Origin of the sequence: Micromonospora sp. NPDC005174 (genome assembly GCF_040608495.1) — a bacterium.
Classification (GTDB): domain Bacteria; phylum Actinomycetota; class Actinomycetes; order Mycobacteriales; family Micromonosporaceae; genus Micromonospora.
The window spans coordinates 200,724-222,403 of the sequence record NZ_JBEXIJ010000002.1; the positions used below are offsets into that span (position 1 = coordinate 200,724).

Here is a 21,680-nt window from a genome sequence, read left to right on the forward strand (position 1 = left end):
CAAACCTCGCACGGGACCGGCGGGCGGGGAAGACCCGAGAGTTCCTTCCTACCCAGTCGCGGGCTCCGTGACCCCTGTCGCACGCTGCGTGGTCGGCGAGAGCCCCGGTCGGTGCGCGCACGCCCCGCGCGGACGGCTCAGGTCAGCGCCGAACAGGCCACCACACCGGCGAGCAACAACGCGCCCAGGGTCGCCTGCAACAGCAGCGGCGGGCCGAGATGCGACCAGAGCGTCGCCGTACGCGGGGTCAGCAACTGCCCGGTGGTCAGGTTGACGATCCGCTCGATACGGGGCGGCAACTCCGGGTCGCGCTGCGGACGAAGGGTGAGCTGCACCTGGTCGGCCGGGTGCAGGGCGCTCTGCGGCAGGTGCCCGTGCAACTCCACCTCGCAGAGCTGACCGGCGGTGTTACGCAGGCGTACCGGGGTGACCAGGTACTCCGGGCCCTGCTTCAGCTCCTTCCACCGCCGACGGGTGCCACCGCCGCCGAAGGAGAACAGTGCGCGCAGCAACAGAGCTGGCAGGCGGGCGAACGCGGCCGCGGTGAGCACCGCGACCAGCACCGGCTGGCCGACGCGTATCTCCCGGGTGTAGCCGTCCAGCAGCCGGACCAGCCGGCCGGTGACGATCCGCTCCGTCGGGTGCACGATCCGTCGGGTATCGAGTCCGCTGTCCATCTCCACCACCGAGAGTCCGCATGTGTTCACTGATCGTATCGATGTCCTCGGTTGAACGACGTGAATGAAACCTGGTCACGGGCTCACGCCCGCGAGGTGACATCCCGGGAGAGGAGGGTAAGCGGGGGGCCGAGCTGGAAAGGGGTCGAGCATGCAGCTGTCCTTCCTGCGCCCGCTCTACGACCGACCCGGGCCGTGGTGCTCGGTGTACCTGGACGCCTCCGCGGACACGGAGGACGCCCACCCGGCGCTGGACCTGCGCTGGCGCGCCCTGGAACGTCGCCTGGCCGAACAGGGGGCGGACGAGGCGAGCGTCGCCGCGCTGGACCGGGTGATCCGGGGCCACGACCCCATGGTCGGGGACTACGGCCTGGCGGTCTTCGCGAGCCACGGCCGGGTGGTGCTCTCCGAGTACCTGTCCGCGCCACCGCTGCGCGACCTGGCGAGCTTCGGGCCGTTGCCGCACGTCATGCCGCTGCTCGCCCAGCGCGGCGAACAGGTGGCGTGGGTCCGGGTGGTCGCCGACCGCACCGGGGGCGACGCCGTGGCGGTCAGCGCGGGCGGGGTGCCCCGACGCGCGCACGTGGCCGGCCGGGAGAGCTTCCCGCTGCGCCGCGTCCAGCCCGGAGGGTGGTCCCAGTCGCGCTACCAACGGGCCGCCATGGAGGCGTGGCACCAGAACGCCGGCGACGTCACCGCCGCCACCGTGGAGCTGGCCGACCGGGTCGGCGCCGACGTCGTGGTGGTGGCCGGTGACGTCCGGGCCACCGGGATGATCGCCGCCCAGATGCCGGAGCGCTGGCAGGACCTGGTCGTCCGCACGGACGCGGGGTCCCGGGCCGGCGGCGCCGACCAGACGATGCTGGACGACCTGACAGTGCAGACCATCGCGGAGGTCGCCGACCAGCGGATCACTGCCGCGCTCGACCGGTTCGGCGTGCAGGAGGACGTCGGCGCCGGCCTCGACGCGGTCGTGTCGGCCCTGCAACGCAACCAGGTCGACACGATGCTCATCGTCGACGACCCGTCCGCCAACGGGGAGCTGTGGATCGGCCCCGAGCCGACCGAGATCGCCGTCGACCCGGCCCAGCTGAGCGCGATGTCGGTCGGCGACCCGCAGCGGGTACGCGCCGACGCGGCGCTGGTCCGGGCGCTGGTCGGCACCGACGCGGCGCTGACGGTGCTCGGCGCGGACGAGGCGCCGCAGCTCACCGACGGCGTCGGCGCGGTCCTGCGCTACGTCGACGAGGGCACCCCGGGACGCGGCAATGGCTGAGCGCCGTGTCGCGGACCTGGTGGTCGACCGGCTGCGGGCCTGGCGGATCCCGCGCGTCTTCGGCTACCCCGGCGAGGCGATCGCCCCGTTGATCGAGGCGCTGGAACGCTCCGGGGGCGACCCGGCGTTCGTCCCGGCCCGGCACGAGGAGACCGCCTCGTTCATGGCCACCGGGCACGCCAAGTTCACCGGCGGCATCGGGGTCTGCCTGGCCACCCAGGGACCGAGCGCGGTGCAACTGCTCAACGGCCTGTACGACGCCAAGCTCGACAGCAAGCCGGTCGTGGCGATCGTCGGTGAGGACATCACCGGGCCGCTCGGCGGCGCGCACCAGCAGATCGGGTTGAGCCGGCTCTTCGGCGACGTGTGCAACCAGTTCGTCCAGTACGGCCGCAGTCCCCGGTCGGTACCCGCGCTGCTCGACCAGGCGTTCCGCACCGCGGCCGCGACCCGCAGTCCGACCTGCGTGGTGCTGCCCCGGGATCTGCAGGAGTCCCTGGTGCCCGACCTGGGCACGCACGCGGCGGGCGTGATCACGGCGACTCCCGGTGAGCCGCTGGCCCGGGTGCTGCCCCACGAGGCGGACCTCGACGCCGCCGCACAGGTGCTCGGCAACGGTCAGCGGACGGCGATCCTGGTGGGCCAGGGCGGCCGGGGCGCCGCCGCCGAGATCGTCGAGCTGGCCGACCGGCTCGGCGCCGGGGTGGCGACGTCGCTGCTGGGCAAACCGATCCTGGACGAGCGACTGCCGTTCCACGCCGGGGTGCTCGGCGAGGTCGGCACACCCGCGGCGGCCGAGCTGATGGGCGGGTGCGACACGCTGCTGCTGGTCGGCACGAACGACCCGTGGACCGACTACTTCCCGATGCCGGACCAGGCCCGTACGGTGCAGATCGACATCGACGGCACCCGCATCGGCAGCCGGTACCCGGCCGACGTGCCGCTGGTCGGTGACGCCACCGAGACGCTGCGGGCCCTGCTGGCCCGGGTGCCCGCCCGGCCCCACGAGCAGTGGCGGGCGACGGTGGAGAGCGCTGTCGACCGTTGGCGTGCCACCGCAGCCGATCGGGCCGCCGCGCCGGCCGAACCGATCAACCCCCAGCTCGTGCTCCAGGAACTGTCCACGCGGGTGCCGCACGCCGGGTCGGTCGCGGTCGACGTCGGCTCGGTCCTCTACTGGTACGCCCGGCACCTCGTCCTGCCGCCCGGAGTGAACGCCCAGCTGTGCGGCACGCTCGGCTCGATGGGCTGCGCCCTGCCGTACGCGGTGGCCGCCAAGCTCGCCGCGCCCGACGCGCCGGTGGTCGCGCTGCTCGGCGACGGGGCCATGCAGCTCAACGGTCTCGCCGAGCTGATCACGGTGTCGCACCACTGGCAGGACTGGGCCGATCCACGGTTGGTGGTGCTCGTACTCAACAACCGTGACCACAACGGCATGGGCGGTGGACGGGAGCCGTCGACGGACCCGATGCGGCGTCGCCCCGACGTGCCGTACGCGGGCTGGGCCCGGCTGCTCGGGCTGCACGGCGTCCGGGTGGACCGCCCGGAGCTGGTGGGCGCGGCCTGGGACGAGGCGCTTGCCGCGGACCGTCCCTGCGTCCTGGAGGCGGTCGTCGACCCGTCGGTGTCGCTGGCACCGCCGGAGCCCGCCTTCGCCGACCTGCGTGGCCTGTACGACGAGGGGGAACCGGCCCGGCGCGTCCGCGAGCAGGTCGAACTGGCCGTGGCCGTGGAGGATCTCGTTTAGGCAGGTGCCGCCAGGGCATCAGTAGCGGCCCGACGACGCTGGAGGACACATGCCGGAGCCCGCTGACCGTCCCTACGGTCCCGCGCCCCTGCCGCAGCCGCGCGGCCCGTTGTCGGCGGCGCTGACCGACGCGCTGCGCCGTGCGCCGCACGACCTGCCGTCGGACCTCGGCCTCCGCGTCGACCTCGATGCCGACCCGGCGGGGGCGCCCACCGACGAGGACCTCCAGTTGACCCTGTTCCTCTGCTACGAGCTGCACTACCGGGGCTGGCAGGGCGTCGACGAGAGCTGGGAGTGGCAGCCCACCCTGCTGGCCCTGCGGGCCCGCGCCGAACGACCCTTCGAGGAGGCGCTGCGCCGGCTGGCCGATGTGCGGGCAGTGCCGACCGGAGGCGTCGCGGTCGGGCTGGCCGAGCTGGTCGCGGCCGACGACGGACCACCCTTGGCCGCCACGCTCCAACGGCGCGCCGACCTCACCCAGTTCCGCGAGTTCGTCGCCCACCGCTCCGTCTACCACCTGCGGGAGGCGGACCCGCACAGCTGGGCGTTGCCGCGCCTCGGCGGCCCCGCGAAAGCCGCCCTGGTGGAGATCCAGACCGACGAGTACGGCAACGGTCGGCTGGACCGGATGCACGCCGAACTGTTCCGGCGCACCCTCGACCGGCTGGGCATGGACACCGGCTACGGGGCGTACCTCGACGCGGTGCCCGCCGTGACGCTGGCGACCAACAACCTGATGTCGCTGTTCGGGCTGCACCGACGGCTGCGTGGGGCGCTGCTCGGGCACCTGGCGGCCTTCGAGATGACCTCGTCCCTGCCGAACCGCCGCTACGGCAACGGGCTGCGCCGCCTCGGCCTGGACGAGGTGGCCACCCGCTTCTACGACGAGCACGTGGAGGCCGACGCGGTGCACGAGCAGATCGCCGCGCACGACCTGTGCGGCGGCCTGGTCCGGACCGAGCCGGCGCTCGCCCCCGACGTGCTCTTCGGCGCGGCGGCGGCCCTCGCGGTCGACCGGCTCTTCGCGGGTCACCTGCTGGACAGGTGGGCCGCCGGCCACAGCTCGCTGCGAGCACCCGCCCTGCCGACGCCGCCGACCCCACCGCCCACCGTCCCGCTCGTCGGGTCGAGCGCGGTGGCCGCCGCGGCCCCGGTGGTTGCGCGGGAGCCGATCGCGCTCGTCTGACCCGGAAGGCTCGGCGCAGCCGCTGGACCGCCCGGGGTCCGCGCGGTGCGCTGTTGTCCTTTGCTCTGCTTCCACCGAGGCAACACTGAGGTCATCGGGTCATCGGGTCACCGGGTCGTCGGCGGTGCCGGGGGGTCGGGCCGGTGCGCCTTCGTCCTTTGCTCTGCTTCAACCGAGGCGACAGTGACGGGCCGTCCGTGTTGCGTCCGTTGAAGCAGAGCAAAGGGAGCGGACCTGGTGGGGCCCCGTCGAGGCCGCCGCGCCCGTCGTTGGTCGGTGGGAGGGCCGCCGCGCTCGTGGCAGGGTTCGACGGCGTCGGCTCACCCCTCGCGGTTGGTGCCCGCGCGGAAGTTGACCGCCTTGTGGGTGCCGTCGCAGAACGGCTTGAGGGCCGACTTGCCGCAGCGGCAGAGCGCCACCGTGCCCCGGCGGGCGTCAATCCGCTCGCCGTCCGGGGTCACCAGCTCGAAGTCGCCCCGGACGAGCAGCGGACCGTCCTCGTACGGGGTGATCGTGGCGGCAGCGGGCTCGCTGGTGTCGTCGGTGCGCATGGGCCCGGATGTGCCCGCCGCAGCCCCGGTGAAACCTGCGCGACCGATCGCCGGTGATGACCCGCGCACCCTGCTGACCAGGCGGATTGTGCCGCCGGGTGGGTGATGCCCCGTTTGAACCCCATCGGGACGGGAAGCCGGGCCGCGTGGTGAGCGAACGAGGCAAGGTGGGGCCGGTGCACAAGGTGCGCAAGGGGCTCACGGCCGATGGCGCCGGTCTGGCCGGCGACCGGGTCGTGGCTCAGGGCAGCGCCGCCCGTGTGCTGGTCGCCGCCACCGCCCGGGCGCTGCGTGGCGTGGACTGCGCCGACCTCGGACAGACCGGGCCGATCTCGCGGTTCCCGGCGGCGCCCGAGCCGGTACGCCGGGCCGCGGCGACGCGGGCCGCCGGCCGGGTTGCCCTCACCGCCGACCAGGTCGGTGAGGTGGACGCCGCCCGGGTGGCCCGTTGGTTCGTCGACCAGTACCCGCGCCGGAGCTACCCCGGTGTGGTCATCGGCTCGCCGCACGGGGCGGCGGCACACCTCGCGGTGGCCCTCGGCGTGCCGTGGTTGCCCGTCGGCTTCGAGATGACCGCGCACTGGAGCGACGGGGCCGTGGACCGTCCCCGCGAGGCGCTGGAACACGGGCACTCTCTCGCCGAGCGACTGCTCGCCGGCAACCCCGACGTGCACGTGCGTCAGGTGCACTGCCCGGCCAGCCGGGGGCCTCTGACCGGCGTGACGGTGTCGTTGGCCGCCCGCTGGCGGGCGCTGCCGGCCGCGTACGCGCAGTTCCTGGGCGACCGGCTGAGCGCCGACGCTCCGGTTCTGCTGGTGCGTGACGCGCGTACCTGGCCGGTGCTGGAACGTGGCCCGGGGCACAGCTTCCAGGTCGGCTGCCCGGCCAGCGGGCTGGACCCGGTGGACTTCCACCCCGACAGTCACGCCCTGCGGCAGGTGCTGCGCGCGATGGGCGGGGACGCCGCCCGGTGGGCGCCGCCGGAGGTGTCGGTGCCGTCGGGCGACGCGGAGCACGGCATGGACCCCGGCTTCGAGGACGCCGCGCAGGACTTCGCGGCCCGTCACGGACACCCGGTGCGCCGGATACTGGTGCCCCGGCCGGCGGCGTTGAGCGCCGCTGTGGCCGACCTCTACCGGCGCTGGCTGCGAGCCGCCGGCAAGACCGGTGACCGGTTGGTGGTCGAATGCGGCCGGCTGCTCGATCCGTGGCAGGTGGTGCGTGCGGGGCTCGTGCCGTACTGGTGTGAGAACGCGACCCGCCGCAGCGTGGACGAGGCCGAGTGGTGGCTGGCCGGCAGCGAGGCCTTCAGCTCGGTGGACGTCCTGCCCGAGCCGCCCGGCATGCGCTCGCCCGCCCTGGCGGGCCTTCCGCAGTGGTTGGCGGTCGCCGGCTTCGGACGGCGGCGGCGGGCGCTGGACCGGACCTCCGCGCGGGGCTACCCGGTGACGTCGGTGCCGACGCGCCGGGCCACCGAGGTGCTGCGGGCGCAGCCGTACGACCTGCCCGCGCCGCCCCCGCTGGGGGTCGCCGAGGCACTGTCGGTGCTCCGTGACACCGGCGGCCACCAGGGGTTGCTCGTCTCCTGAGGGGAGGACGCCGAAACTTCCTCGCGAACCCGGGGTCTCGTGATTGAGTACCTACGGAGCGGGAACATCGCTGGCTGCGACGAACTTATCGCGCTGCGTAGAGATGTTGTCGCCCGCTGGCATCCCAGTCACTGACCCACTTTCCGGCCCGGTGCGTGGCTCGACCACGCGCACGACCGGTTTCCCGATCCGGGCGGGGGACCTTCCTGAGGGAGGCGCGGATGTTCGGACAGACGAGCACGACCACGACCACGACCACACCACCACCCACCGAGCGCGGTCTCGAGGACCTCGACGCGGCGGCGCTGGCGTACGCGGCCCGGATCGAAGGGCTGCCGCCGGAGCGGCGACAGGAGGCACGGGACGACCTGGTCCGGTTCGCGCTGCCGTTCGCCGGCCGGCTGGCCCGCCGGTACCGGGGGCGGGGCGAACCGCTGGAGGACCTGGAGCAGGTGGCCCGGCTCGGCCTGGTCAACGCCGTCGACCGGTACGACCCGGAACGGGGTTCGTTCACCGCGTACGCGGCGATCACCATCGTCGGGGAGATCAAGCGCCACTTCCGGGACCGCACCTGGGGCGTGCACGTGCCCCGGCGGCTGCGCGACCTGATCCTCGAGGTGGGGCAGGCCACCGCGGCGTTGACCAGCGAGCTGTCCCGGGCACCGTCGGTGGCCGAGCTGTCGGCCCGGCTGGAGACGCCGGAGGAGGAGATCCTGGCGGCGTTGGAGTCGGCGGCCGGCTACAGTCCGGCGTCGCTGAACGCGCCGGTGGGCGGTGAGAGTTCGGCGGAGTTCGGTGACCTGGTCGGCGAATCGGACAACGCCCTGGAATCGGTCGACGACCGGGTGACGGTGAGCGGTCTGCTGCACCGGCTGCCCTGGCGCGAGCGCCGCATTCTCGCCATGCGCTTCTACGGCAACCAGACCCAGGCGGAGATCGCCGCCCGCTTCGGCATCTCCCAGATGCACGTGTCCCGACTGCTGTCGCGGGCGCTGACCTGGTTGCGGCAGGCCATGCTCGCGGACGCTCCGCCGCCCTGGCAGAACGGCGCCGCCGAACCGGACCCGGGCAAGACCCGCATCTCGGTACGGCAGAACGGCGACCGGGTGGTCGTCGAGGTCGGCGGCGAGGTGGACCGCGACGGGGCGGACCAGTTGCGCCGGGCGATGCTGGAGGCCGTGACGGGCCAGCCGAGGGAGGTCGTCGTCGACCTGGTCGGCGCGGGCGGCTTCGACGCCGGCGGGATCGCCGCGCTCGTGGCGGGGCGGGAGGCGGCGGAGCGCACCGGTGTGCCGCTGCGGCTGACCCGGGTGCAGCCGGCGGTGCGCCGCTCGATCACCGCCGCCGGGCTGTCGCCCACCAGGGACTGACCGGCCGACGACCACGAAGGGGCCCACACCCTCGCGGTGTGGGCCCCTTTGACGCGTACCGACGCTCAGTGCTTTTCGCCCTCGTCCTCGCCGTGCGGGTGCCGCCAGCGTTCGTGCGGCTTCGGCGCGTCCTGCGCGTCCTTCGGCGCGTCGCTCTGCTCGAAGCTCGGTCGGCGCACGCCCTCGGGCTCGGGCACGTCGACCGGCCGGGCGCCGGACTCGGGGGCCGGCTGGTATTTGGCGGCTTCCGTGGCACCGTGCGCGCCCTCGGCGGCGGGCGACTCCGGCGCGTGGTGTTCCAGGTGGATCTCGTCGCCGAAGTGCTGCGGCGGCTTCGTCGTGCGTTGCGGCAGGTCGCGGCCCAGGTCGGCGACGAGGGGGCCGTACTTGAGGTCGAACGCCGGACGCTCCGAGCGGATGCGGGGCATCTTGTCGAAGTTGCGCAGCGGTGGCGGGCACGTGGTCGCCCACTCGAGGGAGTTGCCGAAGCCCCACGGGTCGTCCACCGTGACCATCGCCCCGTACCGCCAGGACTTCCAGGCGTTGTAGATGAAGAACAGCGTGGACAGGCCGAGGATGAAGGCGAAGATGCTGGAGATGGTGTTCAGCGTGGTGAAGCCGTCGGTGGGCAGGTAGTCGGCGTACCGGCGGGGCATGCCCTCGGCGCCCAGCCAGTGGTGCACCAGGAAGGTGCCGTGGAAGCCGATGAACATCGTCCAGAAGTGCGCCTTGCCGAGCCGCTCGTCGAGCAGCCGCCCGGTCATCTTGGGCCACCAGAAGTAGTAGCCGCCGAAGAGCGCGAAGACGACCGTGCCGAACACGACGTAGTGGAAGTGCGCCACCACGAAGTAGCTGTCGTGGGTGTGGAAGTCGGCCGGCGGGCTGGCCAGCAGCACCCCGGTGAGGCCACCGAGGAGGAAGGTGACCAGGAAGCCGATGGCGAACAGCATCGGCGTCTCGAAGGTGAGTTGCCCCTTCCACATGGTGCCGATCCAGTTGAAGAACTTCACGCCGGTGGGCACCGCGATCAGGTAGCTCAGGATGCTGAAGAACGGCAACAGCACCTGGCCGGTGGCGAACATGTGGTGCGCCCACACCGTCATGGACAGCACGGTGATGGCGATGGTGGCCAGCACGATCCCGGTGTAGCCGAACAGCGGTTTGCGGGAGAACACCGGGATGATCTCGGTGATGATGCCGAAGAACGGCAACGCGATGATGTAGACCTCGGGATGACCGAAGAACCAGAACAGGTGCTGCCAGAGCATCGGACCGCCGGTGGCGGGGTCGTACACGTGCGCGTTGACCAGCCGGTCGGCGGAGAGCGCCAGCAGCGCGGCGGCCAGCAGCGGGAACACGAGGATCACGAGCACGCTGGTGAACAGCATGTTCCAGGTGAAGATCGGCATCCGGAACAGGGTCATGCCGGGCGCGCGCAGGGTGAGGATCGTGGTGATCAGGTTGACCGCGCCGAGGATGGTGCCCAGGCCGGAGATGACCAGGCCGAGCACCCACATGTTCGCGCCCACGCCGGGGCTGTGGTCCACGTCGCTGAGCGGGCTGTACGCGGTCCAGCCGAAGTCCGCCGAGCCGCCCGGCGTGATGAACCCGCCGATGACCATGAGCCCACCGAACAGGTACAGCCAGTAGGCCAGCGCGTTGAGCCGGGGGAACGACACGTCCGGCGCGCCGATCTGGATCGGCACGATGAAGTTGGCGAATCCGAAGGCGGCGGGCGTGGCGAACAGCAGGAGCATCACCGCGCCGTGCGAGGTGAAGAGCTGGTTGTACTGCTCGGAGGAGAGGAACTGCAGGCCCGGTCGGGCCAGTTCGGCGCGCATCACCATCGCCTGCAGACCGGCCACCAGGAAGAATCCGAAGGACGTCAGCAGGTACAGCAGACCGATCTGCTTGTGGTCGGTGGTGGCGAGGAACTTGATCAGGGAATTGCCGGGGACCGGCGTCCGCAGGGATCCGGGGAAGCCCCCGAAGCGGGCCGGTGCCAGGATCGCCGGGCCCCGATCGCGAACGGGTTCCGTGGTTACCCGCTTGGGCATGGCTGCTCACCCCGTCGTGACGGCGGAAAGGACGGGCGTGCCTACCCGACCCTCGCACCATGTAACCAGGCTTAAGCGGTAATTTCGGTCAGATCGCCGGTACCCGGCGAAGCGCCCCGAGTCGTCAGGCCGCCGGCAGTATCGCCCACATGGCCTTGCCCTGGCCCGCCGGGACGCTGCCCCACCGCTGCGCCAGCTCGCGCACCAGGAGCAGTCCGCGACCGCCCTCGGCCCGCAGGTCCAGGCCGGCGAGTTCGGCCGTCGCCGGGCTATCGTCCACCACGGCCAGGTGCAGGTACGGCCGACGCAGGGTCACCGTCACCTGCATGGGGGTGCCCACGTGCCGGACCACGTTGCCGACCAACTCGGTCAGCACGAGCGCGGCCGGGCCGGCCGCCTCGGGCAGGTTCCACCGGGCGCACGCGTCACCGACCAGCTCCCGGGCCCGCCGGCAGGCCTCCGCCACCGGCTCCAACCGGGCCCGGATCCGCAGCGCGCCCTCCGCGCCGGCCACCCTCGTCGCCTCCGCGCAGTCCCGCGAGACCGGGACCACCCGGCACGTCGTCGACTCGGCCAGCCACGCGGCGGCGGCCGGCGGCGGCGCGCACAACACCACTGGCACGGCCGGCCACTCCTCGGCACGTCGGGCCGTCGCCGCGAAGACCGACAGCGCGAGCCGGTCCCGCACGATCACCTGCGCGAGGTCGACCACCAACGCCTCGGGCTGGGCGGCCAGTGCGCCGTCCAGTGCCTGGTGCACCGAGCGCATGGTGCCCAGGTCCAGGGCGCCGGTGAGCCGGACGACCGCCACCGGCGCGGACTCGCGCACCTCGCAGGTGATCCGGCTTACCATCCGCGCGCCCTCGATTCGCTGGTCGGTCGGGACCTGCCAACTACCCGGGGCCCCACGGCGCCAAACCGGATCGATCGCTCGGCGCGACGGGGATCACCCTGATCCGGCAGGTCAGCGCCGGGGTCGCGCGGTCAGCAGACCCAGCGCGATCAGACCGAGGCCCAGGCCGAGATGCAGCCAGTCGTCGGCGGGGTTGACCGGCAGCACGTTCGCGCCGGTGTCGTGGTCCACCGCCAGGCCGTACAGCCAGAGCGCCAGGTAGACCGCGCCGCCGCCGACGAGGAAGGTCCGCGCGCCGCCGACGGTCCGCGCCAGCGCCAGGCCGACGACCCCGAACAGCAGGTGTACGAGGTTGTGCAGCACCGACACCTGAAAGGCGCCGAACAGGAACGCGCCCGAGGAGTGCCCGGCGAAGCGCAGGTCGTCCGTGCCACTGGTGATCCCGGGGACGAATCCGAGCACACCGACCAGGAGGAACAGTACGGACGCGGCGCTCGCCGCCCGGCGTACCGGAGGCTTGCCGTCGGCCGGGTTGGCCCGCGCCCGGGAGTGCGCCATCGGTCCGACCATCACCGGCTCCCTCGCTGCGCGGCAGGCGTGAGCGGTGCGCCTACCCGTCGCCGCCGGCGGCAAACGCGCTGGCGGCGACGGGCTGTGGCTCAGACCGGTTGCAGGCGGGGCGCGGCGGACAGGTCGCGGACCCGCTGGTACAGCTCGATGTAGCGCTGGGCCATCACCGCGGGCGTGAACCGCTGCGCGGCCGCCCGTCGGCACTCCTGCGGGTCGAGCAGGTCGGCGGCCAGCACCAGATCGGCCAGCTCGTCCTCGTCGACGGTGAGCAGGCCGGTACGACCGTGCTCGATCAACTCGGGCAGGCAACCCCGGGCGGTGGCCACCACCGGCGTTCCCAGGGCCAGCGACTCGACCACGGCCGTGCCGCCGGGCTCCTCCCAGCGCAGCGGGAACAGCGACGCGCGGGCGGTGGCCAGCAGGTCGTCGCGCTCCTGCCCGGCCACGGTGCCGATCCAGCGCACGAGGTCGCCGTCGACGTGCGGCGCCACCTCGTCGAGGAAGAACCGCACGTCCGGGTTCTGCCGGGCCTCGTCACCCGCGGCGGCGAGGTCGGCCGGGCGGTGGTAGGGACCCACGGGACCGGCCAGCACCAGCGGTACGCCGATCCGCTGCGCGAGCCGCGCGCCGACGTCCTGCCCCTTGCCGGGGTTGATCCGACCGAGGATGAGCAGGTGCTCGCCCTTGCTCGGTCCCGGCTGCCGGTCGGCGTCCACGGCGAGCGGCGTGGACAGGTGCACGTGACCCACCGAGTGCTCGCGCAGCGCCAGTGGCGCCCGGGCGAGCTGGGACGCCGAGACTCCGTTGACCCGGACCCGGTCGCCGCCGTCCAGGTTGCCGTACAGCGCGGGGTGCTTGGCCAGGTCCCAGTGCAGGGTGTGCAGGACAGGTGGCCCGGACGGCCCCATCGCGGTGAGGGTGGCCAGCCCGACCGCCTCCACGTGGTCGTGCACCAGGTCGATGTCGTCGCGGGAGTGCAACTCGCGGACCACCCCGGCCAGGTGCGCCTGTGCGATGCCGCAGACCTGGTTGTACGGCCGTTGCAGCGCGGCGAACTGCCCGTCGGCGAAGACCGACATCTTCTCGTCCACCGGCAGGTCGCTGGACTCCACCGAGGCGAGGACCACCCGCACGCCGAGCCGCCGCAGTTCCGGCACCAGGGTGGCGATCACGTTCTCGATGCCGCCGTACCCCGGTGGGGGCACCGACAGCCACGGGCCGGCGTTCATCAGCACGGTGAGGCTCATCGGTGGTCCTTCCGTACGACGCCCAGCCGGCGCGCCACGGCCCTCACGCCGCGGCCACCCGTCGGCGGGGGACCCGGTGGCGCAGTTCGGCCAGCGGCGGTCGCTCGTCGATGGAGACGTCGCTGACCACGATCTCCCGGTCGAGGTTCGGCAGCGCGTCGGAGCCACCCCGGCGGAACTGGGTCAGCAGCGCCTCCGGCATCAGGCCGGGGGTCGCCCAGCCGCGCTTCTGCAACCGGGACCACGCGGTCAGCATGATCTGCGCGGACATCCGGCCCAGAGCCGCCGTGTCCTGGTGACGGTGCTTGCGCTCGCCCAGGTCGACCTGCGCCAGCGCGTCCAGACCGACCAGGTCCAGCAGGTCGATCATCATGGCGGTCTCCACGCCGTACCCGGAGACGAACGGCACCCGGGACAGCACGTCGCGGCGGCCGGCGTACTCGCCGGCGAGCGGCTGCACGAAACCGGCCAGCTCGGGCCAGAACAGGTTGAGCAGCGGTCGAGCCATCAGCTCGGTCACCCGCCCACCGCCGTCCTGTTCCACAGTGGCGGTCCCCACCAGGGGCCGGTGATAGAAGCCCTTCACGAAGTCCACCGACGGGTCGGTGAGCAGCGGCCCGAGCAGGCCGGTGATGAAGTGCGGACGGAACTCCCGCAGGTCGGCGTCGACGAACGCCACCACGTCCCCCTCGGCGGCGGCGAGTCCTGCCCAGAGCGCGTCGCCCTTGCCGGTGAGCCGGGGCAGATCCCGGGTCATCGCGTCCTGGCTGACCACCTCCGCGCCGGCGGCCCGAGCCACCTGCGCGGTGCGGTCGGTCGACCGTGAATCCACCACGATCAACTCGTCGACGAGAGGCACCCGGTCCATCAGATGCTCCCGGATGGTCGACACGATCGCGCCGACCGTCGCCTCCTCGTTGCGCGCCGGCAGCACCACGCTGACCCGGCTTCCCCTCTTGGCTCGGAGCAGCCGGCGCGTCGGCCAGTCCGCCGCCGACGTGGTCCGGTACGTGGCCCACGCCTCCACTACCGGTGACACGGTCGTATCCCGCACGGGCACCCCCTCCGTTCGTGCGTGGAATAAGCAGGCCTGTAGTTCCCACTCGCCACCACGCGCTAACCGTTCCCAGGGCAACAGCTTGATCACGACGGTGACATCGGTGCGTTCCCGGGGGATGAACGTTTGATTGCGCGCAGCTGAGGGGACTGCTCCCATCGGAGTCGAAACGTTCTCGGAAGAGGTTGTGATGGTGAGATGCCGGGTGGGCCTGGTAGGGGCCGGCGGGGTGGCACAGCGCCACGCACGGGTGCTGTCCGGATTCGAGGACGTCGAATTCGTCGGGGTGACCGACGTGGTGCCGGAGGCGGCGTCCGCGCTGGTCGCGGAGCACGGGGGGCAGCACTTCGGTGATGTCGCCGAGCTGCTGGCCGCCGCCCCCGACGCGGTGTACGTGTGCGTGCCGCCCTTCGCGCACGGGCCCGCCGAGGAGGCCGTGGTCGACGCCGGAGTTCCGATGTTCGTGGAGAAGCCCGTCGCCGTCGACCTGGGCACGGCCGAGCGCATCGCCGACCTCGTCGCCCGGCGAGGGCTGCGCACCGCCGTCGGGCACCACTGGCGCTACCTGAGCGTGCTCGACCAGGCTCGTGACCTGCTCGCCGACCGTCCGGTGCGGATGGTCAGCGGCGCCTGGCTGGACAAGGTGCCGCCGGTCGCCTGGTGGGCGCGGTGGGAGCGCTCCGGCGGTCCGGTCGTCGAGCAGGCCGCCCACGTGCTGGACCTCATCCGGGTGCTGGCCGGCGAGGTGACCGAGGTCACCGCGTACGGCAACGGCACGCCACCGCCCGTCGACGGCGCCGACATCGACTCGGTGACCACCGCCACGCTGCGCTTCGCCACCGGCGCGGTCGGCACCCTCAGCGCGGCCTGTGTGCTGGGCTGGAAGCACCGTGCCGGCCTGGAGATCCTCGCCGACGGGCTGGCCCTGTCGCTGGGCGAGGACGGTCTGCTGATCCGCGACTCCGACGGTGAGCGGCACGTTCCCGCCGATCCGGAGGCCGCCCGGGTGGCGGTGGACCGCGCGTTCGTCGACGCGGTCCGCGGTGTCGGCGACGACGTGCGCGTCCCGTACGCCGAGGCGTTGAACACCCAGCGGCTGGCCCTGGCGGTGGCCGACTCGGCCCGCAGTGGCCGGACGATCCGGCTCACCGCGCCCGTCGACTCGGACGCGCTGAGCACCGGGGTGACCGTCGATGCGTGATCGGGTGGTCGCGGTCACCGCCCCCGGTCGGGTGGAACTCGTCGAGCAGGAGGCCGCAGCGCTGCGACCCGGCACCTTCCGCGTCGAGACGCTGTTCAGCGGCGTCTCCGCCGGCACCGAGCTGAGCTACGTCAAGGGCACGAACCCCTACCTGAACGTCACCTGGAACGCCGACCTGGGGCTCTTCGAACCCGGCGCGGCGAGCACCCCGTACCCGGTGACCCGGCTCGGTTACATGCAGGTGGGCCGTGTCGTGGAGAGCGCCACCCCGGCGGTCGCCGTCGGGGCTGTCGGCGCGATGACGTACGGGCATCGCACGGGCTGGCTGGCCGACCCGGTCGCCGAGCGGTTCGTGCCGCTGCCCGAGGACCTGGACCCGCTGCTCGGCGTCTACGTCGCGCACATGGGTCCGATCTGCGCCAACGGCCTGCTGCACGCCGCCGCCGACCTGAACGGCGCGGACGTCCGCTCGCTCGGCGACGGCGTGCGCGGCCGGCGGGTCGCGGTGGTCGGCGCCGGGGTGGTGGGCCTGCTGACCGCGCTGCTGGCCCGGCGACACGGCGCCGCCCCGGTGGTGGTGCTCGACCCCACCCCGCAGCGCCGCCAGGTCGCCGACGCGCTCGGTCTGGAGACCCTCGACCCGGACGCGGACGACCCGGCCGTAATGCTCAAGACCCGGTGGGCGCACGTCGCCGGTGACCGGGGCGCCGACGTGGTGTTCCAGTGCCGGGGGCAGGCGTGGGCGTTGCAGCTCGCGCTGCGGTTGTTGCGCCCCCAGGGCACCGTCATCGACCTGGCCTTCTATCAGGGCGGTGCGGACGAGGTCCGGCTCGGCGAGGAGTTCCACCACAACGGGCTGGCCCTGCGCTGCGCCCAGATCGGGCGGGTGCCGCGCGGGCTCGCGCCCACCTGGGACCGGGAACGGCTCTCCGCCGAGACCATCGACCTCCTGCGGGCCTACGGGGACGCGATCCGCAAGCACCTCGTCTCGGCGGTGGTGCCCTTCGACGAGGCGCCCACTCTGCTCACCGACCTGGCCGAGCGCCGCCGGCAGGAGCTACAGGTGGTCCTTGCCCCCTGAGGCGCCCGCTTGGGGTGACCCGGCCGGCTACCGTTCGCCCCATGAGCACCACGAGGGAGCGGCCGGTCGACAGCACGACCGAGAGCCGACCGGTCGGTCTGACCGCGCTGCTGCCGTACCTGCGGGAGCACCGGAGCACCCTCGTCGTGGTGGGCGTGCTGTCGCTGCTCGGATCGGCGGTGTCCCTGGCCCAGCCGCTGCTCACCCGGTCGGTGCTCGACCGGATCGGCGCCGAGCACCCGGTGTCGGCGCTGGTGGCGATGCTGGTGGGGCTCGTGGTGCTCGCCGCGGCGATCGGCGGACTGCGCGACTACCTGCTGCAACGCACCGCCGAAGGGCTGGTGCTGGGCACTCGGCGACGGCTGGCGACCCACCTGCTGCGGCTACCCATCGCCGAGTACGACAAGCGGCGCACCGGCGACCTGCTCTCCCGGGTGGGCTCGGACACCACCCTGCTGCGGGCGGTGGTCACCTCCGGCCTGTTCGAGACGGTCACCGGGTCCGTGATGGTGGTCGGCGCGGGCACCGCGATGGTGCTGCTCGACCCGCTCCTGTTCGGCGTCACCCTGCTCGGGGTGGCGCTCGGGCTGGGCTTCGCGGCCACCTTCGCCCGCCGGGTCCGGGCGCTGGCCCGCCTCGCCCAGGAGCGGATCGGCGAGATGACGTCGGCGGTGGAGCGGGCCATCTCGGGGGCCCGGACCATCCGGGCCAGCCGGGCCGAGACGCGCGAGGCCGATGCCGTCGCGGCCAGCGCCCACGAGGCGTACGCGGCGGGGCTGCGGGTCGCCCGGGTGCAGGCGCTCATCGGTCCGATCGGCTCGGTCACCGTGCAGGGAGCGTTCCTGCTGGTGCTCGGGATCGGCGGGGCCCGGGTCGCCGCCGGGGCGATCTCCGTCGGCGACCTGGTCGCCTTCGTCATGTACCTGTTCCTCCTGGCGCTACCCCTGGGACAGGTGCTGCGCGCGTACACCCAGTTGCAGTCCGGCCTGGGCGCGTTGCAGCGGATCGAGGAGATCCTGGCCGTCCCGGCGGAGGGCGCGGCGGACGCGCCGACGACCGCCACGACGACCCGGCGCCAGCCCGCGCCGATGATCGAGTTCGACCGGGTCGGGTTCGGCTACCTGGGCGGCGCGCCGGTGCTGGACGACGTCAGCTTCGCGGTGCCGGCCGGCACCCGTACCGCCCTGGTCGGCCCGTCGGGCGCCGGCAAGTCGACGTTGCTGGCCCTGGTCGAACGCTTCTACGAGGTGAGCGCCGGCGCGGTCCGGGTGGACGGCGTCGACGTGCGGGAGTTGCCCCGCGACGCGCTGCGGGCCCGGCTCGGCTACGTGGAGCAGGAGGCCCCCGTGCTCGCCGGCACGCTGCGCGAGAACCTGCTGATCACGGCCCCCGACGCCACCGACGACCGGCTGCGCGAGGTGCTCGACGAGGTCAACCTGGCCCACCTGGTCGAGCGCACCCCGCAGGGCCTCGACGTGCAGGTGGGGGAGGGCGGGGTGCTGCTCTCCGGCGGCGAGCGGCAGCGGCTGGCCATCGGGCGGGCGCTGCTGGCCGGCCCGCCGGTCCTGCTGCTGGACGAACCGACCAGCAACCTCGACGCGCGCAACGAGGCCGCGCTGCGCCGCGCCATCGACGCGGTGGCCGTCCGCCGGACGCTGTTGATCGTGGCGCACCGACTCGCCACCGTGGTGGACGCCGACCAGATCGTCGTCCTCGACGGCGGCCGGGTGGTGGCCGTGGGCACCCACGCCGAGCTGACCGCCACCGACCCGCTCTACCGGGAGTTGGCGGCCCACCAACTGCTGGTCGCCTGACCGAGCCCCGGCGGGGCCAACTTGCCGGGCGGCCGGGCCGCCCGTGTCGGGCCAGAATCGCGTACCGTTGCCGCTCATGGGTGTGTCGCAACGGTTCAAGAGCAAGTTCCGGCGTTTCCTCCAGCGCCCGGGATCAACCGTGGATCTTGCTCCGCTGGAGAAGCTGCTGCCGGCGATCGAGGCGCGCGAGGATGACCTCGCGGCGCTGGACGACGCCGAGCTGACCGAGGCCGCCGGTGCCGCCACCGGCTACGAGGAGATTTGCGCCGTCGGCCGCGAGGCCGCCCGCCGGGGCCTCGACCAGCGGCCGTACGACGTGCAGCTGCTCGGCGCGATGGCGCTGCTCTCCGGCAAGGTCGCCGAGATGGCCACCGGTGAGGGCAAGACCCTGACCGCCACCATCGCCGCGTACGGGCACGTCCGGCTCGGCAACGGGCCGGTGCACGTGCTCACCGTCAACGACTACCTGGCCCGCCGTGACGCCCAGTGGATGGAGCCCGTCTACCGGCTGCTCGGCCTGACCGTCGGCTGGGTCAACGAGGCGTCCACCCCGCAGGAGCGGCGCGACGCGTACTCCTGCGACGTCACCTACGTCTCGGTCAGCGAGGCGGGCTTCGACTACCTGCGCGACCAGCTCGTCACCGACGTGGCCGACCGCGTGCAGCCGGTGCTGACCACCGCGATCATCGACGAGGCCGACTCGATCATGATCGACGAGGCCCGGGTGCCGATGGTCCTCGCCGGCGCGGTGCCGGGCGAGCAGGACCCGGTGCACGCCGCCGCCGGGCTGGTGCGCGGCCTGCGCAAGGGCCGGCACTACACGATCGCCGAGGACGGGCGCAGCGTGGCGTTCACCTCCGCCGGCCTGGCCGCCGTCGAGGCCAAGCTCGGCATCGACCTGTACGACGAGGAGCACGTCGAGCAGCTCTCCGCGGTCCACGTGGCGTTGCACGCCCAGACCCTGCTGCACCGGGACGTGGATTACATCGTCCGGGACGGCTCCGTCGAGCTGATCGACGAGATGCGCGGCCGGGTGGCCCAGCGCCGCCGCTGGCCCGACGGGCTCCAGGCCGCGGTCGAGGCCAAGGAGGGCCTGGACGCCACCGCCGAGGGCGAGGTGCTGGGCACCATCGCCGTGCAGGCGTTCATCGCGCTCTACCCGAAGGTGTGCGGCATGACCGCCACCGCGGTGCTCGTCGGCGACCAGTTGCGGGAGTTCTTCAACCTCGAGGTCGCGGTGATCCCGCCGAACACCCCGTGCGTCCGCGAGGACGAGCAGGACCGGATCTACGCCACCCGCGCCGAGAAGGACGAGGCGCTGATCGACGAGATCCGCCGCTGCCACGACGCCGGGCGGCCGGTGCTGGTCGGCACCCTGGACGTCAAGGAGTCCGAGGCGCTGGCCGCCGGCCTCAACGCGGCCGGCGTGTCCTGCGTGGTGCTGAACGCCAAGAACGACGACGAGGAAGCGGCGATCATCGCCGAGGCCGGCGCGTACGGCGCGGTGACGGTCTCCACCCAGATGGCCGGCCGGGGCGTCGACATCCGCCTCGGCGGCAGCGACCAGACCGATCGCGACCGGGTGGCCGAGCTGGGTGGCCTCTACGTGATCGGCAGCGGCCGGCACGACAGCCGCCGCGTCGACGACCAGCTGCGCGGTCGCGCCGGCCGCCAGGGCGACCCGGGCGGCTCGGTCTTCTTCGTCAGCCTGGAGGACGACCTGGTCGTGCGGCACGCCGCCGACGCGGTGCCCCCGTCGCCGCGGATGAACGCGGACGGCCTGGTCACCGACGAGCAGGTCGACTACGCGGTCGAGCACGCCCAGCGGGTCGCCGAGGGCGTCAACCACGAGATCCACCGCAACACCTGGCGCTACAGCGTGGTGATCGAGCAGCAGCGCAACGCCCTCGCCGCACGGCGGGAGCGGCTGCTGACCAGTGACGTGGCCGCGCTGATGCTGCTGGACAAGATGCCCGAGAAGGCCGGCGAGATGGACGAGGACCTGCTCGCCCGGGCAGCCCGGTCGATCGCGCTGTTCCACCTGGACCGGCTCTGGGCCGAGCACCTGGCCGAGCTGTCCGAGGTCCGCGAGGGCGTACACCTGCGTGCCCTGGGGCGTCTCGACCCGCTGGACGAGTTCCACCGCGCGGCGGTGCCGGCGTTCAACAACCTCGTCCCGGAGATCGAGGCGCGTACCATCGCCACGTTCACCGAGACCGAGTTCGACGAGGATTGGCAGCCCGAGGACGGCACCCTGGTGCGTCCGACGGCCACCTGGACGTACCTGGTGCACGACAACCCGTTCGGTTCGGAGCTCGACCGGCTGATCGCCTCGATCGGTCGGCGGCTCAGCGGCGCGTCGCGCTGACCTGGCTCGCGGGGCCTCTGCCGCTACCTCCGGGTAGGCAGAGGCCCCTCCTTGCGCCGTTTCGATCCCGGTTTGCGAGGGTAGTAGGGCGGGTCGGTCAAGCGGGAGAGAGCAGACGATGGCACACGTGACGATGTCGGCGGGATGCGCGCGAGGGTCTACGAGGGCAGTGCGACGGTGAACCTGGACACGCGGGAGCCGGTGGTCGAGCGACTCGGTGTGCTGGAAACTGCCGCGCTGTTGCGGGAGCTGACCGCCAGCCTGATCGCGCTGACCGATTTCGATGAGGCGCTGCTGGCGCTGGTCCGGGTCACCCGCGACGCGGTGGCCGGGGTGCGCTGGTGCGGGTTCACCGCACTGCGGGCCGGCGAGCCGGCCGGCGTTGCCGCCTCCGACGAGCAGATGGCCGGCCTCGACGACCTGCGACACGGGCCCGACTCGCCGGCGATGAGCGCGATCCGACGGCGCGAGATGATCCTCGCGGTCGACCTCGGCGGCGAGTCGCGGTGGCCGGCCTGGACGCCCCACGCCCGCGACCTCGGTGTGCGCGGGGTGATCTGCGCGCCGGTGGACATCGACGACCAGGTGGTCGGGTCGATCAACCTGTACGCCGCCGCGCCCGACGTCCTCACCCCGCAGCACCAGCTCACCGCGATGCTGCTCGCCGAGCACGCCGGCCTGCTGCTGGCCGCCGTCCGCGATCGGCGCCGCCAGCAGGTGCTCGCCGGTGAGCGGGACGCCTCGCTCCTGCACGACGGCGTCGTCGGCCAGGCGATCGGCGTGATCATGACGCAGCGTGGGTGCCCACCGGCAGAGGCCCTCGACGTGCTGCGCACCGCCGCCTCGTCGCTGGACATCCCGCTGCGTGAGGTGGCCGAACGCCTCGTCCGGACGGTTTCCCGCCCCCGCGAGAGCTGACCGGCCCGTCGGTGCGGGCGGGTGCCCGTTCTCCCGCTCGGCGGCGAGTCGGGCGCTGTCGTTTCGCCCGACGAGGGCTCGGGTAGCACTCTGCTACTGGTGGAGTGTGCTCGAACCT

The 21,680-nt window shown here is 73.1% G+C and carries 17 protein-coding genes; 10 read left to right on the plus strand and 7 right to left on the minus strand.

Annotation, left to right across the window (positions count from 1 at the left end; genetic code table 11):
- Positions 1–137: 137 nt before the first annotated feature.
- Positions 138–686, minus strand: a complete 549-nt coding sequence (locus ABZU91_RS03100) for a hypothetical protein (protein ID WP_355233692.1) — start codon at positions 684–686, stop codon at positions 138–140.
- A gap of 142 nt (positions 687–828) precedes the next feature.
- Between ABZU91_RS03100 and ABZU91_RS03105 the strand changes: the two genes are divergently transcribed.
- Genes ABZU91_RS03105 through ABZU91_RS03115 form a run of 3 tightly spaced genes read left to right on the plus strand, consistent with a single transcriptional unit; the run spans position 829 to position 4,886 of the window.
- Positions 829–1,953, plus strand: coding sequence for a Vms1/Ankzf1 family peptidyl-tRNA hydrolase (locus ABZU91_RS03105; RefSeq protein WP_355233304.1), 1,125 nt, complete (start codon positions 829–831; stop codon positions 1,951–1,953).
- A complete protein-coding gene (locus ABZU91_RS03110; protein WP_355233306.1) occupies positions 1,946–3,700 on the plus strand; it encodes a thiamine pyrophosphate-binding protein in 1,755 nt (584 codons plus the stop codon). Before ABZU91_RS03105 ends, ABZU91_RS03110 begins: the two co-directional genes overlap by 8 nt.
- Positions 3,701–3,749: 49 nt before the next feature.
- Positions 3,750–4,886 carry an iron-containing redox enzyme family protein gene (locus ABZU91_RS03115; RefSeq protein ID WP_355233308.1) on the plus strand — a complete coding sequence of 379 codons (1,137 nt, stop codon included), beginning with the start codon at positions 3,750–3,752 and terminating at the stop codon, positions 4,884–4,886.
- Between the two features lie 320 nt (positions 4,887–5,206).
- Here the strand turns inward: ABZU91_RS03115 and ABZU91_RS03120 are convergent, their stop codons facing one another.
- Positions 5,207–5,437: a CDGSH iron-sulfur domain-containing protein gene (locus tag ABZU91_RS03120; RefSeq protein ID WP_355233310.1), complete on the minus strand. Its 231-nt coding sequence runs from the start codon at positions 5,435–5,437 to the stop codon at positions 5,207–5,209.
- A gap of 185 nt (positions 5,438–5,622) precedes the next feature.
- On the opposite strand from ABZU91_RS03120, the gene ABZU91_RS03125 reads away from it, so the two are divergent.
- Both ABZU91_RS03125 and ABZU91_RS03130 read left to right on the plus strand, forming a co-directional pair.
- On the plus strand, positions 5,623–7,026 hold the full coding sequence (locus ABZU91_RS03125) for a hypothetical protein (protein WP_355233694.1): 1,404 nt from the start codon (positions 5,623–5,625) through the stop codon (positions 7,024–7,026).
- Between the two features lie 221 nt (positions 7,027–7,247).
- Complete coding sequence (locus ABZU91_RS03130; RefSeq protein WP_355233312.1) at positions 7,248–8,396, plus strand: SigB/SigF/SigG family RNA polymerase sigma factor; 1,149 nt, start codon at positions 7,248–7,250, stop codon at positions 8,394–8,396.
- Positions 8,397–8,461: 65 nt separating this feature from the next.
- On the opposite strand, the gene ctaD is transcribed toward ABZU91_RS03130, so the two are convergent.
- From ctaD to ABZU91_RS03155, 5 genes are all read right to left on the minus strand, one after another.
- A complete protein-coding gene (gene ctaD / locus ABZU91_RS03135; protein WP_355233314.1) occupies positions 8,462–10,453 on the minus strand; it encodes a cytochrome c oxidase subunit I in 1,992 nt (663 codons plus the stop codon).
- A gap of 124 nt (positions 10,454–10,577) precedes the next feature.
- On the minus strand, positions 10,578–11,306 hold the full coding sequence (locus ABZU91_RS03140; protein WP_355233316.1) for an STAS domain-containing protein: 729 nt from the start codon (positions 11,304–11,306) through the stop codon (positions 10,578–10,580).
- Positions 11,307–11,417: 111 nt separating this feature from the next.
- Entirely contained in the window at positions 11,418–11,876 is a 459-nt protein-coding gene (locus ABZU91_RS03145; RefSeq protein ID WP_355233318.1) for a DUF4383 domain-containing protein, read from the minus strand.
- An 89-nt stretch (positions 11,877–11,965) separates the two neighbouring features.
- Complete coding sequence (locus tag ABZU91_RS03150) at positions 11,966–13,123, minus strand: glycosyltransferase (protein WP_355233320.1); 1,158 nt, start codon at positions 13,121–13,123, stop codon at positions 11,966–11,968.
- Positions 13,124–13,166: 43 nt separating this feature from the next.
- Positions 13,167–14,150, minus strand: coding sequence for a glucosyl-3-phosphoglycerate synthase (locus ABZU91_RS03155; RefSeq protein ID WP_355233696.1), 984 nt, complete (start codon positions 14,148–14,150; stop codon positions 13,167–13,169).
- 220 nt (positions 14,151–14,370) lie between these two features.
- Here ABZU91_RS03155 and ABZU91_RS03160 point away from each other — a divergent pair, with 220 nt between their 5' ends.
- From ABZU91_RS03160 to ABZU91_RS03180, 5 genes are all read left to right on the plus strand, one after another.
- Positions 14,371–15,381, plus strand: coding sequence for a Gfo/Idh/MocA family oxidoreductase (locus ABZU91_RS03160; protein WP_355233322.1), 1,011 nt, complete (start codon positions 14,371–14,373; stop codon positions 15,379–15,381).
- The gene (locus ABZU91_RS03165; protein ID WP_355233324.1) at positions 15,374–16,462 is read left to right on the plus strand and encodes a zinc-binding dehydrogenase; all 1,089 of its coding nucleotides are present in this window, start codon (positions 15,374–15,376) and stop codon (positions 16,460–16,462) included. Before ABZU91_RS03160 ends, ABZU91_RS03165 begins: the two co-directional genes overlap by 8 nt.
- A gap of 41 nt (positions 16,463–16,503) precedes the next feature.
- On the plus strand, positions 16,504–18,276 hold the full coding sequence (locus tag ABZU91_RS03170; RefSeq protein WP_355233326.1) for an ABC transporter ATP-binding protein: 1,773 nt from the start codon (positions 16,504–16,506) through the stop codon (positions 18,274–18,276).
- Positions 18,277–18,352: 76 nt separating this feature from the next.
- Positions 18,353–20,644, plus strand: coding sequence for an accessory Sec system translocase SecA2 (secA2, locus tag ABZU91_RS03175; RefSeq protein WP_355233328.1), 2,292 nt, complete (start codon positions 18,353–18,355; stop codon positions 20,642–20,644).
- Positions 20,645–20,821: 177 nt separating this feature from the next.
- Positions 20,822–21,562 (plus strand): GAF and ANTAR domain-containing protein, encoded by a 741-nt coding sequence (locus ABZU91_RS03180; RefSeq protein ID WP_355233698.1) that lies wholly within the window; start codon positions 20,822–20,824, stop codon positions 21,560–21,562.
- The last annotated feature ends 118 nt before the right edge of the window (positions 21,563–21,680 follow it).